Annotated in this window: 19 protein-coding genes; 10 read left to right on the top strand and 9 right to left on the bottom strand. The window is 65.7% G+C overall.

Annotated elements, in window-relative coordinates:
* The 7 genes from E1298_RS31305 to E1298_RS48565 all read right to left on the bottom strand — a co-directional run.
* Window positions 1–1,926, bottom strand: a 1,926-nt coding sequence (locus E1298_RS31305; protein WP_131899665.1) for a DUF3987 domain-containing protein, incomplete at its 3' end; no start/stop codon positions are given.
* 50 nt (window positions 1,927–1,976) lie between these two features.
* Window positions 1,977–2,231 carry a hypothetical protein gene (locus E1298_RS31300; protein ID WP_131899663.1) on the bottom strand — a complete coding sequence of 85 codons (255 nt, stop codon included), beginning with the start codon at window positions 2,229–2,231 and terminating at the stop codon, window positions 1,977–1,979.
* 172 nt (window positions 2,232–2,403) lie between these two features.
* Window positions 2,404–4,587: a cell division protein FtsK gene (locus E1298_RS31295; protein WP_131899661.1), complete on the bottom strand. Its 2,184-nt coding sequence runs from the start codon at window positions 4,585–4,587 to the stop codon at window positions 2,404–2,406.
* Window positions 4,584–5,726 carry a DUF2637 domain-containing protein gene (locus E1298_RS31290; protein WP_131899659.1) on the bottom strand — a complete coding sequence of 381 codons (1,143 nt, stop codon included), beginning with the start codon at window positions 5,724–5,726 and terminating at the stop codon, window positions 4,584–4,586. The genes E1298_RS31295 and E1298_RS31290 overlap by 4 nt, the downstream gene beginning before the upstream one ends.
* A gap of 185 nt (window positions 5,727–5,911) precedes the next feature.
* The gene (locus E1298_RS31285; RefSeq protein WP_131899657.1) at window positions 5,912–6,097 is read right to left on the bottom strand and encodes a hypothetical protein; all 186 of its coding nucleotides are present in this window, start codon (window positions 6,095–6,097) and stop codon (window positions 5,912–5,914) included.
* A 98-nt stretch (window positions 6,098–6,195) separates the two neighbouring features.
* Window positions 6,196–6,498 carry a WhiB family transcriptional regulator gene (locus tag E1298_RS48570; protein WP_165975765.1) on the bottom strand — a complete coding sequence of 101 codons (303 nt, stop codon included), beginning with the start codon at window positions 6,496–6,498 and terminating at the stop codon, window positions 6,196–6,198.
* Window positions 6,499–6,538: 40 nt separating this feature from the next.
* Entirely contained in the window at window positions 6,539–6,682 is a 144-nt protein-coding gene (locus E1298_RS48565) for a hypothetical protein (protein ID WP_165975764.1), read from the bottom strand.
* A gap of 144 nt (window positions 6,683–6,826) precedes the next feature.
* Between E1298_RS48565 and E1298_RS31275 the strand changes: the two genes are divergently transcribed.
* Both E1298_RS31275 and E1298_RS31270 read left to right on the top strand, forming a co-directional pair.
* The gene (locus E1298_RS31275) at window positions 6,827–7,645 is read left to right on the top strand and encodes a GntR family transcriptional regulator (RefSeq protein WP_131899653.1); all 819 of its coding nucleotides are present in this window, start codon (window positions 6,827–6,829) and stop codon (window positions 7,643–7,645) included.
* 3 nt (window positions 7,646–7,648) lie between these two features.
* Entirely contained in the window at window positions 7,649–8,464 is an 816-nt protein-coding gene (locus E1298_RS31270; protein ID WP_131899651.1) for a glycosyltransferase family 2 protein, read from the top strand.
* Between the two features lie 138 nt (window positions 8,465–8,602).
* Here E1298_RS31270 and E1298_RS31265 read toward each other — a convergent pair whose 3' ends face one another.
* On the bottom strand, window positions 8,603–9,475 hold the full coding sequence (locus E1298_RS31265) for a GntR family transcriptional regulator (protein WP_165975763.1): 873 nt from the start codon (window positions 9,473–9,475) through the stop codon (window positions 8,603–8,605).
* 90 nt (window positions 9,476–9,565) lie between these two features.
* Here E1298_RS31265 and E1298_RS48560 point away from each other — a divergent pair, with 90 nt between their 5' ends.
* Together E1298_RS48560 and E1298_RS48555 are read left to right on the top strand one after the other, a co-directional pair.
* The gene (locus tag E1298_RS48560; protein ID WP_165975762.1) at window positions 9,566–9,871 is read left to right on the top strand and encodes a hypothetical protein; all 306 of its coding nucleotides are present in this window, start codon (window positions 9,566–9,568) and stop codon (window positions 9,869–9,871) included.
* Between the two features lie 420 nt (window positions 9,872–10,291).
* Window positions 10,292–10,564 (top strand): hypothetical protein, encoded by a 273-nt coding sequence (locus E1298_RS48555; protein ID WP_165975760.1) that lies wholly within the window; start codon window positions 10,292–10,294, stop codon window positions 10,562–10,564.
* Here E1298_RS48555 and E1298_RS51910 read toward each other — a convergent pair.
* Window positions 10,496–10,681 (bottom strand): hypothetical protein, encoded by a 186-nt coding sequence (locus tag E1298_RS51910; protein ID WP_424923165.1) that lies wholly within the window; start codon window positions 10,679–10,681, stop codon window positions 10,496–10,498. The genes E1298_RS48555 and E1298_RS51910 overlap by 69 nt on opposite strands.
* 624 nt (window positions 10,682–11,305) lie before the next feature.
* Between E1298_RS51910 and E1298_RS31255 the strand changes: the two genes are divergently transcribed.
* The 6 genes from E1298_RS31255 to E1298_RS31235 all read left to right on the top strand — a co-directional run bounded on the left by E1298_RS31255 (window position 11,306) and on the right by E1298_RS31235 (window position 15,394).
* Entirely contained in the window at window positions 11,306–11,638 is a 333-nt protein-coding gene (locus E1298_RS31255; RefSeq protein ID WP_131899645.1) for a DUF6247 family protein, read from the top strand.
* A complete protein-coding gene (locus tag E1298_RS31250) occupies window positions 11,639–11,884 on the top strand; it encodes a hypothetical protein (RefSeq protein ID WP_131899643.1) in 246 nt (81 codons plus the stop codon). It abuts the gene before it with no gap.
* A 126-nt stretch (window positions 11,885–12,010) separates the two neighbouring features.
* Complete coding sequence (locus tag E1298_RS31245; protein WP_131899641.1) at window positions 12,011–12,298, top strand: hypothetical protein; 288 nt, start codon at window positions 12,011–12,013, stop codon at window positions 12,296–12,298.
* A 499-nt stretch (window positions 12,299–12,797) separates the two neighbouring features.
* Window positions 12,798–13,148 (top strand): transposase domain-containing protein, encoded by a 351-nt coding sequence (locus tag E1298_RS31240; RefSeq protein ID WP_131899639.1) that lies wholly within the window; start codon window positions 12,798–12,800, stop codon window positions 13,146–13,148.
* A gap of 92 nt (window positions 13,149–13,240) precedes the next feature.
* Entirely contained in the window at window positions 13,241–13,396 is a 156-nt protein-coding gene (locus tag E1298_RS48550) for a hypothetical protein (protein WP_165975761.1), read from the top strand.
* Between the two features lie 120 nt (window positions 13,397–13,516).
* Window positions 13,517–15,394: an ABC transporter ATP-binding protein gene (locus E1298_RS31235; RefSeq protein WP_131899637.1), complete on the top strand. Its 1,878-nt coding sequence runs from the start codon at window positions 13,517–13,519 to the stop codon at window positions 15,392–15,394.
* Window positions 15,395–15,640: the final 246 nt, after the last annotated feature.

Here is a 15,640-nt window from a genome sequence, read left to right as displayed (position 1 = left end):
GGGGTTGGGCGGTGCGGGGAGGCGCCGAATCCAGCCGTGGGTTTCCAGTACGCGCAATGCGGGCTCGGTGTCGGCGGCCTTCTTGAAACGGCTCTTGAGGCCACTGCGCATGAGGTCTCGTGTGGTGAACCGAGTTGTACTGGTCCGCTCGATCCAGTCCGCAACGGCACGGGCGTCGCTGACGGCCGGATCGGCGCCGATGGCGTCATAGGCGGCTCGGGCGTGGGAGGTGAAGTACTCGCCGATGAGTCGGGCGTTAGTGAAGGTGGTCAGAGTGATGGGGCGGTCCCATCCGTCGCGGTAGTGATCGGCGAGGTGCAGCAGGGCGGCGATACGGACGACAGCGCCGACGTATTTGCCTGCCCAGTCGGTCATGTGGGCTAGGTCGCCGGTACCAGGGCGTAGGCGCGGTTCGGTCTCGCGGGCCAGGTCAAGAATGGCGGCTTGAGCGTCGGGGGCGAAGTGCAGGGTGGCGGGCTCGTTGAGGGCGGCCAGGGACAGGATCAGGGCCTGGACGTTGGCGTTGTAGGTGTCGCGGACGTGCTCGGGTATCGGGTCCGGTTGTTCGTTGCGAAAGCCCAGCAGCGACGCGGGCACTGAGTAGAGCAGGCGGCCGAGTAGACCTTGTTCGCCGAACTGGGGGGTTTCGCCGAGGCGGGTTAGGACTCCGGGTTGGGTGCAAATGCCCAACGTGATGGTGGCGGCGGCGATGCGCTCGGACGCGCGTCCCATACGGTCGATGCGCATCTCTTCGCCCGCGTGACCGGACTTGAGAACGGCCAGGTTAGGGGCGCCGGAGTAGCGGCCAGCGGCGATAGAAAAGATCTCGCCCTCTGGCGACAGGATCGCAAAACGTCCGCCCTGCTCGGCAACCCGAGTCGTGAGCACCTCAACAGTGGCGTCATCAGAGAAAAGGCACGGCTCGGCCGGGATAGGAGTCTCTTCCAGGTCCAGGCGCGCCGAGGTGGCCTCATCCATCGCCACCGCGCGCTGTGTGGGGTCTTGGGCAGCAGTGGCGGCTTTCTCGGTCTTCTCCACGTTGGACTCGGCGACCTTGCGCGCGACGATCGCCTCAGCGATGCGGGGTTTGGCCTGCTCCACCAAGACGGCCTCAGCGGCCTTAATGGGGGCGGTCATGTGCTTGTAGACCTCGGACTTGCGGTTGCCCGGAGGCAGCACCACGAGCGTGTACAGGTTGGTGGGCTCGGTCCATGTGGTGGCGCGGACCCACACCTTGCCGCCGGCGGCGACGCCGAGCACGGCAAGGGCAAGCGAACCGGCCAGGTCGGGCGGGGTTTGGGTGACTTCGGCGAGTCCGGCCGCGTACTCGCCGAGCCAGTCCGGGAACGTCCACACCGGAAAGGGCGGTAGTTCGGTGGCGGCCGAGAGTGGCGTGGGATCAGCCCAGCTTTGACCTTGTGTGGCGTTCACGGTGGCCAACTCAGCGGCGACCGCGCCGCGTAGGTCGGTGTCTCCGGTGGCGGTGTAGCCGAGCTGCATCAACCGTGTACCGGTGGACACGACGTGGCGAGCGTAGGCCAGGTCCCGCACCAAATTGGCGTAGTAAGTGGCGCTCGTTGCGCTGGGAACCTGGCTGATCAGGGTGTGCAGGTAGGGCGCTCCTCCTATCGTGGCCAGGTCGCGCGGGTTGATGGCGGCGGCCACAGCGACCGGTTCGAACGGGGCGCCACGATCGGCCAAGTCCACGATGGTGCCCCAGATCACGCCATGAGCGGGACGGTAGAACTCGCTGCCGTCCAGCAGGGCGCGCACCTCGGGCAGCATGGTGGGGGCCAGCATCACCGCGCCGAGAGTGTGTTGCTCGGCCTCGATGTTGTGAGGCAGCGGCCGGACAAACTCGGCCAGTTCGGCGGCCGGGCCGTGCGGGTCGTCGCCTTGGATGACGTGCAGGCGGGGCGTGGTCAAGGCGGGTTCCTCTCGGGGAGAACGAAGCGAGACACGGGGCGGGTCAGCGCTCACCGCTTGTTGAGGCCGTTCCAGAGACGGCGGCCGAGGCGCAGTTGCGCACCCTTGCCGTCGCAGCGGCGGCAGTAGCGCCAGGCGCGACCAGACGGTGAACGGAACTTGCCAGCGCCGTCACAGCGTGCGCACGCACGGAAGGGCCACAGCCAGCACGCGATGGCATAGGCGGCGGCAATCAGGAAGGCGATGGCGAGGAAGGCGGGCGTAGCGTCGGTGTGGGTAGCGGTAGCGGCGACGAGGGGGGTCATGGTGCCTCCTGGCGTGGTCTGCGGGCAGCGGGAAGGGAGCGCGCTACCCGCTACTCGGGGGTATTTGCGCTGATCAGTGCGGTAGCGGGGGCGGTAGCGCGGTCGCTACCGCTGTGAGGTGTCCGCTACCGTCCGCCCGGCCTCGGCACGCGGCCGAGGCCGGGCGGCGGGGTCACGGTGTGCGGGCCCTCAGTGCGTCGGTGATGGCGTCGCACTTGGCGCCCTTGAGCACCTGGCCGTCGCGCTTGCCGTTCACGCTCGGTACACCGAACGAGCGGACCTGAGCCGAGACGGCCTCGGCGGTCAGGTCGCCATACGAAGCGGGAAGCTGGTCGGCCAGCCGCGCGGCCAGCTCTTGCCAGGGCAAGAACGACTCGCCGGGAAGGAACATCGCGTACGCGTCGGCGAGCACGTCTCGTACCTGCCGAGCGGTGCGGTCTCCGGCCGCGTGCCCGGACAGCGTTCCGGCACGCTCGCGGAGGTCGCGTGCGGCCAGAAGGATCTTCTCGGCGTCCTCGGCGTCGGCCAGGTGAGAGCGCACCGTTGGCGTGTCGTCGGAAGCGCCCCGCAGGATGCCAACGCCCTTGTAGGACGGCAGCAACAGCGAGGAGTCCAGCCCTTCGCCGTAGGCGCCCGCGCCGAGCACCAGATCCGACACCTGCCACGAGCCGGTACGGAGGCTGAAACGGGTCTGGTGGTTGTCGCGGAAGGAGTTGAACGAGGTCGCGACCTGTCCAGCGCCGATGCCGGACGGCTTCTGTGTGGCGTCGACCATGAACACTCCGGCGGCCGGAGCGGTCTTGACCAGGAACAGCAGCAGGGACGCGATCTCCTTGTTGGCCTCGGCGTCGGGGGTGTCGTAGTACTCCTGGAACTCGTCCAGGAACACGCCTCGCACGGGCATCCCGTACTTGGGATCACGCGCGATCTCCCGCGTGAGCTTGCCCTCGGGGCACACGTCGGTGGGCAGGTCCGAGAGTCGCTGGTAGCGGTCCTGGACGTCCGCCTTCAGTTCCCGCAGAGCCTCGATGAGGATCTCGACCGGGTCACCGTCACGGGTCATCACCAGGCCGGAGGAGAACTGGTGGGCCACGAGCGCGAACTTGCGCCAGTCGGGCTTTCCGGAGGCGTCGAACACCGACAGCCGCACGTAGGGGTCCAACGCGGCGTACAGCGCCAGGAGGCGCGCGAAGAACGTCTTCCCCTGGCGAGGCTGCGCCCCGACCATCGTCGAGTTCCACAGCAGCGGTACCGTCACCGCGCGGCCTCGCTCGTCCAGGCCGACCGGAGCAGGCTCCCAGATGTCGGTGGGCTTGCAGCGCAGCAGCGGCGTACGACCGACCGGCACGGCGAGCGGGTCACGGTTAGCGACCCACAGCGTGTGACGGCGGTGTGAGGTGGCGTCCCGGGTGACGAACACTTGCGAGATCGCCACGTCCAGACCGGAGGCAAGCGCGTCCTTGGCCTTGATGACGTCATTGAAGCCCTTGCCGTACGGGAGATCGACGGTGACCTTGGACCCGTCGCCATCGGCGGACAGGCCGGGCGCGGCGAACTGCACTTGCTGTTGGGGCTTGTCGGGATGTCCCAGCCCAGCGGCGTAGTAGGCGCGTAGGACAACGTCATGGGTGATGACGCGGTACCGCGATGGGATGACCGCTTGGCCTGCGATGTTCTTGCCGGCCGGACGGCCGTAGCGAGCGAGCAGCGGCACGGACACCGCTATCGCGCCCGCCACCGTCCACGGTGATCCGGCCGCCAACACGCCTCCGGCGCCGATCGAAACTACTTCGCCGAGCACGGCCAGGCCGCGCCCGGTACGGACCCTGGCGGCCTCGCGGTGCAGCTTCAGCCACAGGTCCGCGTCGCCTCTGCTCGCAGCGGCCTGACGCAACGGCTCCTGTTCCAGAAGCCACCACCAACGGACTTGTCGCCCGGCGAGCTTGGCCGCGCCGAGGGCGGCGTAGCCGGTCATCTTGACCGCATACCAGGGCGCCCGGACGGCGTGATAGCCGGTGATGTGCAGCCACCGGCCGACCAGCTTGCGGACGGCGGCCTCGAAGGTGACCCGATCCCGGAACACGGGCGGGATGATCGGATGCCGCGCACCCTCAGTGATCGTGTCGTCGCCCGCGGGGCGCAGGACGGTACCTGTCAACGCGGGTTCGGATGCGTCGGAGGTGTCCTTCTCCGGTTCATCGAGGGTCACCGCGTAGGAGGTGTCTTGCATGTCCGGCGCGGCGGCGTCCTCGGTGCGCAGAGCGGCCTCGGGGATCGTGTCGGGGTCGGCTGCATCGGACGGCAGGGGCCATTGCGCGACGCCAGCCAAGGGGGCGGAAGTGCCGTTGATCCTCATCGGGCGTCGTCTCCCTTGGCCGCGTTCACCGTCGCGAGTTCAGGACCGCTGGTCTGAGCAATGGGGTCGGTGGGGGCTTCAGTCTTCAGTCGGGCCAGGAGGGCGCCGACGCGTTCGTTACCGGCGCCGCTTCCGGCCTTGCGCAACTCGGCACGCAGCGCGTCACGGGTGAGCGCTTGGCCTTGCTCGGCCAGGTTGGCGGCGATATGCCACCCCAGCGGCATGAGGTCGTCCACGTCCGGGACGGACCGGGCCTTGCGGCCACGTCCGGTCCGGGACCGGGTTCCGGACGTTGAGCCGGACCGTCCACGCGCCGTCTTGGGTGCCGTCTTCGGGGCGGTCCTGCGGACGGTCTCGGACCGCTCAGGACGGGTATCGGCGGACGACCCGGCTTCGATGGTGGGACGGTCCGGGGCAGCCGTGGGACCGCCGGTCCCAGCGGCGGGAGCGAGTTCGCCGAGGCGGTACAGGGCGCGAACGCGTCGGGGAGCGTTGCGGCGCCAGGCCCAGCGGCCGTAGGTGTCCTGAAGGTCGGTCAGCGCCAGGACGCGGTCACGCTCGCGGCCGAGCGCTTCGGGGTAGGAGCGGATCTCCCAGAGCACCATCCGGCGCCACAGCTTCAGCGTCGGCCAGGGTGCCAGGAACCATCGCGAGGTACGGATGCCGTCCATGCGCGTACCGGCCTCGATCCCGGCGCGGATGCGGACGACGTGTGACCCGATCTCGACGGCCAGGACCCACAGGCACGGCAGGACCGCGTGAGCGACCGCGCCGAACGCCGTGGTCTCCTCGGCGACGTTCAGATACACCGTGGCGGCGGTGAGGGTCCAGGGGATCAGGCGCAGCCACCGGACCCGCATGTCCAGTCGAGCAAGGACGATGTCCAGTGCGGCGAAGATGGCGATTCCGAGGTCGATGCCGAGCGGGACCGTCCAGGCGAACCAGTCGAACGAGGGCCGCGCGGCCTGCTCAACGGCGGCGAAGCTGTTGACGAACCCCAGCAGGCCCAGCACCGCCACGCAGGCGGCCACCACGGCAACGGCGGTGAACTCGTTACCGCTCAGCGCGCGGCCTCGGGCGTCGGGGGGCGGGGCGGGGTTTCCGAAGGATGGCGGAGGCGTAGCGAGGCTGTCAGTCATGATGAGGGTGCTCCTGTCGCTGTGAAGGGACTGGGAGTCATCGGGGCGGCCGGTTTCTTGGCGGAGACGGGGCCGCCCCGATGCGGTGAAGGCGGTCACGGCAGGCTCGGCATTGGAGTGCCGGCGGGAGCTTCAATGCAGCTCAGCGCCATGGGAAGGCTCCTTTCGGGAAGCACGCGGAAGGGTCAGGCGGGCAGGGGAATCGTGCGTTCGGCGCCGGTGGCGTCCACGCTGATCAGCGCGGTTCCGGTAATCCCGAGCTGGGCGGCGGCGCGACGTACCGCCACGTCGGTAGAGCTTCCATAGGCGGTGACGTGACGATCGGCGTCGATCTCGGCGTAGTGGCGCCTGCCCTCTCGGCCCGTGGCCACGGCGGCGCCAGCGTGAGGACCGGTCACGACGTAGCCGGTCCCGCATCCAGTGCCCACGAGGTCAACGACGATCGCAGGCTCGGCAACGTGAGCCATGGTCAGGCGACCTCGCTCACGAAGTCGATAGCCAACTCGGCGATCTCCTCAGCGGTGAAGCCCGCCCAGATGCCGAACTCAGGCAGCGTCGCCACCGCGTACTCCAAGCACCTAAGCCGCAGCGGACAGGTCTCGCAGACACTGATGGCGACCGCTTCACGAGCCTCGCGGTCATCCGCCGTTTCCTCGGTGAAGATCGGGCCATCGTGCAGCTCAGGATCGAAGCGGCACTGTGCGCCCTCGATGGACTCGCCGCGTAGATCCGTGCTCGTGAGGGCCGAGGTGGGCAGGGCGAAGTGGCTCATTGCAGCAAGCTCCTTGCGGTTCGGGCCAGGGACGGGGCGGTCAGCCGAGGGCATTGGCGAACCGCTCGATGGCGCTGACGGCCTGGTTGACGAACTGGGCGGCCTTCTCGGGGTTGTTGAAGGCGAAGACCACGAGCACGACGCTCGCGAGGGTGGGCCAAATCTTCTTCGGCTGGGTAGGCATGCGCGATCCTCTCGACTTGACTGGTTTGCCAGTTTGCTGGCAAACCGGCGAACAGGACAGGACGCTAGACCCTCGGGTCGGCTCGGCGCAAGAGGGTTGAGGGAAGTTTGCTGGCAAACCTGCAAACGGGTGTACCGTGGAGGCATGAAGCCTCAGGTCACACCGGCGAAACGATCAGTATCGCTCGCCATCGCGGATGACATCCGGATCCGGATCGAGCGTGGCGAACTCACCGCAGGCAACCCGGTACCCACGATCCAGAAACTCTGTGAGGACTGGGGTTGCAGCGTGGGAGCCGCACGTGAGGCCCACCGGCTACTAAAGGATCAAGGACTGGTCTCCGGAGGCAGAGGCAAGCCTCTGGCCGTGCGGGTCCCACCAAGGCGCATCGTTCGCTCGTCCACTCGCCACCAGATCGAGAAGGATCTTGCGATCCGGTCAGAGGAGGAGCGTTCCCAGATCGGAACCGCTGAACTGGAGACAAACATAGCGTTCGCCGAACTGGAACATTCTGCCACTTACGACGTAATAGAAGCGAATGAGAACCTGGCAAGGGTTTTCAACGTCGGCACCGGAACCGAAATCCTTCAACGCACTTACGAGACGCGCCTCCGTAAGGGAGGGCAAAGAAACGCTTGGAGCGTTTCCTATCTGCCCACAGAGCTGATCGGTGGAAATCCCGACTACCTAGATTCAGCAAATGAGCCATGGGCGGGCGGAACGCAGTATCAACTACTCACTTTGGGTATCGAGCTACGCCAAATCGTGGATGAGGTAACGAGCCGGATGCCGACCACGGTAGAGCGTGAAGAGTGGGACATGGAAGCGGGCGTTCCCATTCTTGAAGTGCGTCGCATCTCGATCGACACGGAGGGGCGAGTAGTCGAAGTCTCGGACGCGGTATTTCCTGCCGACCGAACCGAACTGTCCTTCGAAACACACCTCACACCATGGGAGAAATAGACAATGCCGCTGATCTCAATCATCACAGCCTCCTACGCCCCATCCGCCGAGTATCTTCCGGAAACCATCAAGAGCGTTGAGGCGCTGGAGCTGCCCGACGGATGGGAGCTTGAATGGATCGTCCAAGAGGACGGAGACACACCTCAGCTCTCAGAACGGTTCGTCGGAGTGGACATCGTCCGCTACGCCGCTAACGGCCAGCAACTCGGGATCGCCTCAACTCGAAACCTGGCTCTGTCTCGCGCATCCGGCGTCTTGCTCCAAGCACTGGACCAAGATGACGTCCTCCTGTCGGATGCCTTCCTGACACTCATTCCGCGCTTTGAAGAACATCCCATCCACTGGGCCATCGGTCAGGCCGATGACCTCCTACCGAACGGGGAGCGCAGACCGTATCCATCCCCTATCTCCTTCGGCCTTCAGAAGGCCGGAGTCATTAATGCCTACGCAGGCGAGCAGGGCGCCAACTGGCCGATCCACGGTGCAGCGCTCATGCTTCGGGCGGCCTCCTTCCGCGCACTAGGTGGCTGGTCCGGCATCCCTTACGACGATGAGTTGGCGACGTTCGCCGCTCTGTCCCAAATCACGGACGGGTACTACGACGAGGCGATTACCTGGCTCTACCGCCATCACCCAAAGCAGACACACCGCACCGAAGGATCACGGGCTCTGAGTGCGGAGTGCCGGCGCTTCGCACTACAGCGGGCCGCCATATTGGAGGCAAGCGGGCTTCGCTTTCCGCCCGAGACAGCGGTTGGCTTCGAGAGTCACCCCCTCGACTTGCATGTGGGACCCGCCGAGAAGGACACCAGCCTCTGACACCACCGTCGCAAGTCTGGTTGTGCACACGAGCGGGCGGCGCAGCCCCTCCCTGGTCAGGCGCCTATCCCTGAGGCTGCGCAGCATGAGGGGCCCTCTCCGCTGAGAGGGCCCCTGACTCATTCGAGCGTCCAGCTCCTACTTCATCGGCACCCGATAGACGAACTGCCATAGGTGAGTAGGCCCTACGTGGTGGCAGACCTCTACGGCCCGTCCGGAAGCGTCGTAGGCCACGTGGTACAGGTCAAAGACCGGCTGGTCACTCGCGATACCGAACCGCGTCGATTCCTCGTCCGTCGGAGTCCGGCAAGGCGTGAGGTACTCATCCGCGTGTACCTGCTCGTAGCCGAGTTGCGCCATTGTGGACACCATACCGCCGGGGCTTTGTACGTTGTCCTCCAGCATTGTTCCGCCAGCGATGGAAAGCGGGATGTAGGAAGGCGCGATCTGAACAAGGGTGTCGTCCGCGTACATCTGCCTATGACGGATCACAACCTCCTCGCCACCGGTTCCGAGAAACTCGGCGACTTTAGGCGGAGGGACCTCCCGGAGGATAGTTGTCTCGGACCTGGGGGTCATACCGAGACGGCGGACTTCAGCAGCAAACGCCCCTCTGTCCTGGCTTCTCTTGGAATGCGTGTACCTGTCTCGGGCATCCCGGACAATCTGTGGCAATAGTGTCACAATCGTCCCCCTTCCCTGCTCCGTCCGGACCAACCCCTCACGGCGGAGTTCGCCCAAAGCGCGGTTAACTGTCGTCACACTCACGCTATAGGTAGCGGAGAGTGCGGTCTGAGAGGGGATGACGTCCCCAAAATTCAGTTCTTGATCGTTGATCTGCCGCCTTAACACGGCTGCCAGGTCTCGGGCACTAAGTCCCACCTTGCCCTCTTTCTCGGGGCTCCCCGGATGTTTCAGCGAAACATCCGGATGACTTGTCGATTGATCCAGCCTCATATCAGTTGTGGCGCCTTTGTGGATCCCGGCAACCTCCCACGTCAGGATGCTCATCGAACGTTCAACCAGTAGACCACAGATCAGTGAAGTAGTCATGGGGTTCAGCTTCAAACGATGCCCCACCAGGCGAGGAGGAGGGTTTCCGTGACTTCCCTTGATCGGCCTCGTGAGACCGACCACGAGCAGATCGTCAACGCGCGTCAGAAGGCGGTGGAGACACTTGCGCGTCTGCTGCGTGGCCAGGGCTACACGGCTGTGGTTCATCCAGGCAACTTGCTCGCAGCGACACGCGGAGAGTCGCGACAGGTGCGGGTGTGGTGCCATGAACGGAAGAGCGACGCAGGCCAGTTGTGGTTCACCTGGACCGGTGGAATACCGATCTGCGAAGCCAACAAGCCGCATGAGGCATTGACGGCCGTGAAGGGCGCCCTAGAGGGGGAGGCGTCATGAAGGCGGCCAGTCCCGAACGAGAGCGGCTGGAAGCGCTCAGCGAGACGCTGAGGCGTGACGGCGGCCTCCACGTAGAGCGGGCCGGACTCAGCATTCAAGGGCTGACGGTCGAACAACAGGTGAAGGTGGCTTGCCACGCTCAGCCGTGGAACGGGCCCTTGTACTTCTGCGTCCCCCATGAGGAAGGCTGTCAAGTCATCGGCCGCGCGGAGCAGGTGACCGAAGTGGCCGGCGTGGTCCTTCGTATGGTGCGCACTCACGACGGAGGCCGGACCCATGGATAAGGCTTCGGAGCTGCCACATCGTGGCACGTCCCCATACGGACCGCTCGATTCACTGTGGGCGGCGATCCGACGATCCATCCCACAAGTCACCGCGAACTGTGGCTACACTCCCTACCCTGCGCAGTATGACCCGCCGATGCCCGAGTACTACATGCGCGTCTCGTACCGCCACAGAGGGCCTTACCTGATCGTCTGGGACGATGACAAGGGTCAGTTCCGCTGGCATAACGGACCGCTCGCCGGTACCGAACTCGGGGACCTGGACAGCCTCGACACGGTCACGACCAGCATCGGACGGACGCTCGGAGCCGGAGAGTCCTTCGCACCTGGCTCTAGGGCTCTAGCCTCGCCGGTGGAAGCGGAGGAGGACGGCCTCGCAGGCGACGCGGACGATCAGGAGCACGACTAGGCCGAGGACGGGCGAGGCTACCAGGCCGAGGACACCCCACATCCAGCCGTTTCGCCATGTCATGATCGCCGCTGCGAGCAGCATCCACCAGATCGTCATCATCGCGATCACGACCATGCAGCCTCGGTAGATCCAGGAGATTACCAACGGGGTGACGAGTGTCGTGAAACGCGTATCCGTCAACGCAGTAAGGGCAGTCGGCTGCTGCTTGGAGCGGGCATGCGGCGGGGGGATCATGGTCACAAGCGGGATGGTAGCCGGAGACCCTGCGGAACGCTGATCATGAATCAGCGTTCCGCAGGGTCTCAGTTGTACAGCCGGGAAGTACAGCAACCGGTGCGGCGCAGTGGGGACTCTCACGGACACCCACGGACGTAGTCACAGCAGGTGAGAGGGTCGTCAGGTGATCGCCGGTAGCTTGTAAACAGAAGGTTAGGGGTTCAAGTCCCCTCGCCGGCTCTAGCAGGTCAGCCCCCAATTGCGATCTTGAAGGGTTGTTCTCCGCACCGCCGGATCCGGGCCGGATGCATCCGGGATGCATCCACTCGGACATGATCTTGTCGTCAGGTGGCTGCTCGCCGCCCCGGCCGACGTCGTCTCTGTTCTTCATGAACCGGTCTCCTTCTCCTTCGCCTTCTTCAGCAGCGTCACCACTGCTGGGCCCCAGCATCCCCCGGCCGATCCAGGCGCGAGGCTGAGCGAGGTCTGTAGGGTCTAGGTGTGGGAGAGGGAGGGCTTGTGATGACTGCGCAACCGCAGGACTACCCGGCGGGCGGGACGCCCTCGCTGGAGAAGAGTCTTCGTGCCATCCGGTCCGCTCTCGTGGTGCCGCAGGACCGCGAGGCGTTCGACGCCGGGCTCGGGGCCGTGCTCGACGAGGTGCGCGTCAGTCTGGACCTGGGTGTCCTGAACGACTTCGTGCACCTGTGGTGGCTCGCGGCCTGCGACTCGGTCAAAGACCCCGAAGGCCGACGGCGGATGCATGCGGTGGCCGAGCGCATCCAGGCCGGGGAGTCGGTTCCCAGAGGACGGTCTGTGCGCGAGATCCTCGCCGAGCGTGAGGCCCGAGGGTAGTTGTATCGGCTCATCCTGACGCCGGAGGTCGAGGAGCAGGTCTCTGCGCTTCCGGACGAAGCTCTCGGTCCCTTCGCCGAGTTGATCACTCTGCTGGAGATCTCTCCGTGGAGTGGTCGGCCGTTCGGCAGGTCCAACCCCCGAGGCAACATGCTCACGCTCGCGTTCGGAGACGGCGGCCTTGCCGTCTACTTTGTGTTGGAGGAGCAGCGGGAGACGTGCCTGATTCGCGTCACGTGGCTCTGATTCATCACCCCGGCACCGCTGGACGTCGGTAATGGGGCAGGTCGGTGGCTCTGCTGTACAGCACGGAAGTACAGCAACGGCTCCACACAACGGCTTACGCGACCTGCCAGCGGCATACGCCACGACGTGGGCGAGGCTGCGAATTCGTTGCCGTGGGTAGCCGCAAAGATCGGACTTTCGGTTGAGCGTCATCATGACGTCGAGGCTGACGCATATGCTGCGGCAAGGTTCGTGCTTGCAGCGGCAAAGGAGAGCAATGCGGCGGTTGTCGAAGAACTCCTTGCCGGGCTCCGGATCAATATGGGAAAGCTTGTGGAGTCCTCATGGAGCGGATGCCATTTCCGGGGGTCACAAAGCGTCCGCTTCCTGGTGTCAATCCAGAAGCGGACCCTGATGGTCCGCTCTTTGAAATGACAATCCATCCGGGGGATAGGCACTCGACGGGCCGACGATTACGTGGTCTATGTGGAGGCGGGATCGTCCGAGACGCTTTGCCCTGGCCGTCATGCGGCGGGTCGGATATGCGAATGTATCACTCATCGCCAGCATCCAGGGGTCGGCATGTGGGGCCAGTATGAGTGGCACGTACAGCGCCTCGAAGCCTGAGGTCAGCACCAACGAAGCTGACGACGGTCCCGACGACAACAACCCCACATGCCGGGCACCAACAGTAACCTTGAGGCACCGGCTACCTCGGCGAACGTTCCGCAAGCGCGGCGGTTGCTACTCCTGAAAAGCGGACGGTCACCGGACCCGACCTCGGCTCAGCTGAGCGAGCGTGAAGCGGGGGCCTCGCGGCCCAATATGCAGTTGCTTTAGCGGTCGATGTCCGTGGTCACGGGCGTGGTTCTTGATCGTTACGGGTTGGCGGTACCACTCGGTAGTGCCTGCTGGTGCTTGATCGTGTTCGGGTGTGAGCGGCGGAACCACAGCGCTACGGGCCCGGCTCGGTGTCCTGACGGCGGTGTTCACCCCTGAGTTGGCCGATGAAGCCATCGCCGAACACGACCGCACCGAGCGGCGGCGCAGGCTCTTACCGTCCCGCTTGGTGGTGTACTTCGTGCTCGCGTTGTGCTTGTTCGCCCGCGAGTCCTATGAGGAGGTCATCCGGCTGCTGACCAGCGGCCTTCCGGGCTACCGGGCCTTGATCGCAGTCAACCGGTCATCGTTGTTCCGAGCCCTTTACCCGAAGGCATCGCTATCTGCCCCACCTGGCACAGTTGGACGGCTTCTCATGGCCTTGCGTTCCCCGCATCTCATTTAGGTCCGGCCCGGGAGGAGTTTTAGGGCTGTCTCATGACGTCAGACGCTGGGTAAGACCTGGATTAGAGGCACCCGGCGCTGAATCAATGTGGCATGAGTCACACTGCCATCCGCGACCTGGTGATCGCCGATCGCGAATTCTGGTTGGCGGGGGTTGTCGACGTCTTCGCCGTGGCCGGAGCCGGCCTTCTGGTCAAATCGCAGGTCAATCACCCGGGCGACGCACCGGAGGAACTCGTCGATGGTTGATGCTGTCCTCTTCGGCTTGCAGTTTTCTGAGGGGTCTTTGTCGGAGGTGCTCGTGGAAAAGCGTTCGCCTGTTCCGGGTGTTCGGGGCAGCATGGGGTGAGCGGCGGCGTGGGAGGGCGGATGGCTGTGCCAGGAGTACGAGGTGCCTCCCGGGACCGCCGGTCGCCCCGCAAACAAGCGGTTCTGCTGGCCCTGCGGTACTACTGCGGTGTGCTGCGCCGTCAGTGGCGGATGTCGGTTCCGGCGCTGACGCTGCCGGCGTTGGGGAACACCTGCTTGTTCTATCTGACACCGCTGGTGGTGGCCGGACTGGTGGGGCACCTGGCCGGCGGTGGGGAGGGCGACCTCGCCGCGCTCTTTCCCTACGTTCTCGGCTTCGCCGGCCTGATGCTGGTGGGCGAGGCGCTGTGGCGGGTGGGGTTGCATTTTCTCAACCGAACGAATGCCCAAGGTTCCGAGTGGCTCGGCATCGCCGGTATGGACGAGTTGCTCGCCAAAGACACCGCGTTCTTCCACGACAACTTCGCCGGTTCACTGACCAAACGGATACTGAGTTTCTGCGGCGGCTTCGAGAGCTTCGCCGACACGGTCGCCTTCTCCGTCATGGCCAACGTGATCCCCTTGGTCTTCGCCTCGGTGGTCCTGTGGCGGTATCATCCGCTCCTGGTTCTCGTCCTCGTCGGGCTGATCGTCCTCACCGGGTTTCTCGTCGCTCCGTTCATTCGCCGTCGGCAGGTGCTGGTGGACGAGCGCGAGGCGGCCAAGGTGCGCGTGTCGGGCCACATCGCCGACGTGATGACCAACATGGAGACGGTCCGTGCCTTCGCCGCCGAGGAGCGGGAGGCCACCGAGTTCCGGCACCGGATCACCGAGCAGTACCGGCTGTCGCTGCGCTCCTGGGACTACGCCAACCTCCGCGTCGACACGATCGTCGCGCCGATGTCGATCCTGACCAGCGCCCTGGGTCTGCTCGCCGCGGTGGCGCTCCGCGGCGGGCTCGGGGTGGAGGCCATCGTGGTGACGTTCTCCTACTACACCAACGCGACTCGGATCATGTTCGAGTTCAACCAGGTCTACCGGCGGATAGAGAGCACGCTCACCGAGGCCGCGCAGTTCACCGAGCTGCTCCAGTCGCCTCCGACCGTCGTCGACGCTCCGGATCCGCTGCCGTTGCGTCCGGTCGACTCGGCGGTCCGCTTCGAGCGGGTGTTCTTCGCGCACGGTGACGGCCCGCCCCTGTTCGACGGGCTGGACCTGGAGATTCCCAGCGGGACCAAGATCGGCTTGGTGGGGCGGTCCGGCGGCGGCAAGACCACCCTCACCCGGCTGGTGCTACGTCTCATGGACGTCGACGGCGGCCGGATCCTCGTCGGCGGGCAGGACATCGCCCGGCTGCGCCAGAGCGACCTGCGCAGCCTGATCGCGTACGTCCCGCAGGAACCCGCGATGTTCCACCGGTCGGTGTACGACAACATCGCCTTCGCCCGGCCGGGCGCCACCGAGGCCGAGGTACTGCGGGCCGCGCGGGCGGCGCACGTCACCGAGTTCGCCGAGGGCCTTCCGGACGGCTTCGACACGCTCGTCGGCGAGCGGGGCGTCAAACTCTCCGGCGGTCAGCGGCAGCGCGTGGCACTCGCCCGCGCCGTCCTCCGGGACGCTCCGATCCTGCTGCTGGACGAGGCGACCAGCGCGCTGGACTCCGAGAGCGAGCTTCTCGTCCAGGAGGCCCTGTGGCACCTGATGCGCGACCGCACCGCACTGGTCGTCGCGCACCGGCTGAGCACGGTCGTCCGCATGGACCGCCTGGTCGTTCTCGACCGCGGCAGCGTCCTCGAACAGGGCTCCCATCGGGAGCTCCTACAGGCCAAGGGGCCTTATGCCCGTCTCTGGCACCACCAGTCCGGCGGCTTCCTCAGCGACGAAGCCTCGCTGGACGCCCCCGGCCACTCCAGGCGCGCGGAGCCGAACGCGGTGGTTCGTCGCGGATCGTTTCCGTGATCTGCGGCCGTGGACGAGGGAGCCACTGGACCGTCCAGCAAGAAGACCGCCTTGTCAGCCACGGCCGCCCCTTCAACGCCGGCGCTGAGTCCTGCATGTGTTCTTTCGGGAACTGTGCCGCTAGATGATTGATTCCAAGGGCTGCTGTTGCGTTCAGTGGTCGTAGGCGGTCAGGGAGCGGGCGATCGGCTGGTCGGTCTTGTCGTTGTGCCAGATCGCGGCGGTGAGGGCCAGGATCGGTGTGAG

Origin of the sequence: Actinomadura rubrisoli, from assembly GCF_004349215.1 — a bacterium.
GTDB classification, from domain to species: domain Bacteria; phylum Actinomycetota; class Actinomycetes; order Streptosporangiales; family Streptosporangiaceae; genus Spirillospora; species Spirillospora rubrisoli.
Note: the sequence above shows the minus strand (reverse complement) of the source record. Positions and strands in the feature narration are given on the sequence as shown.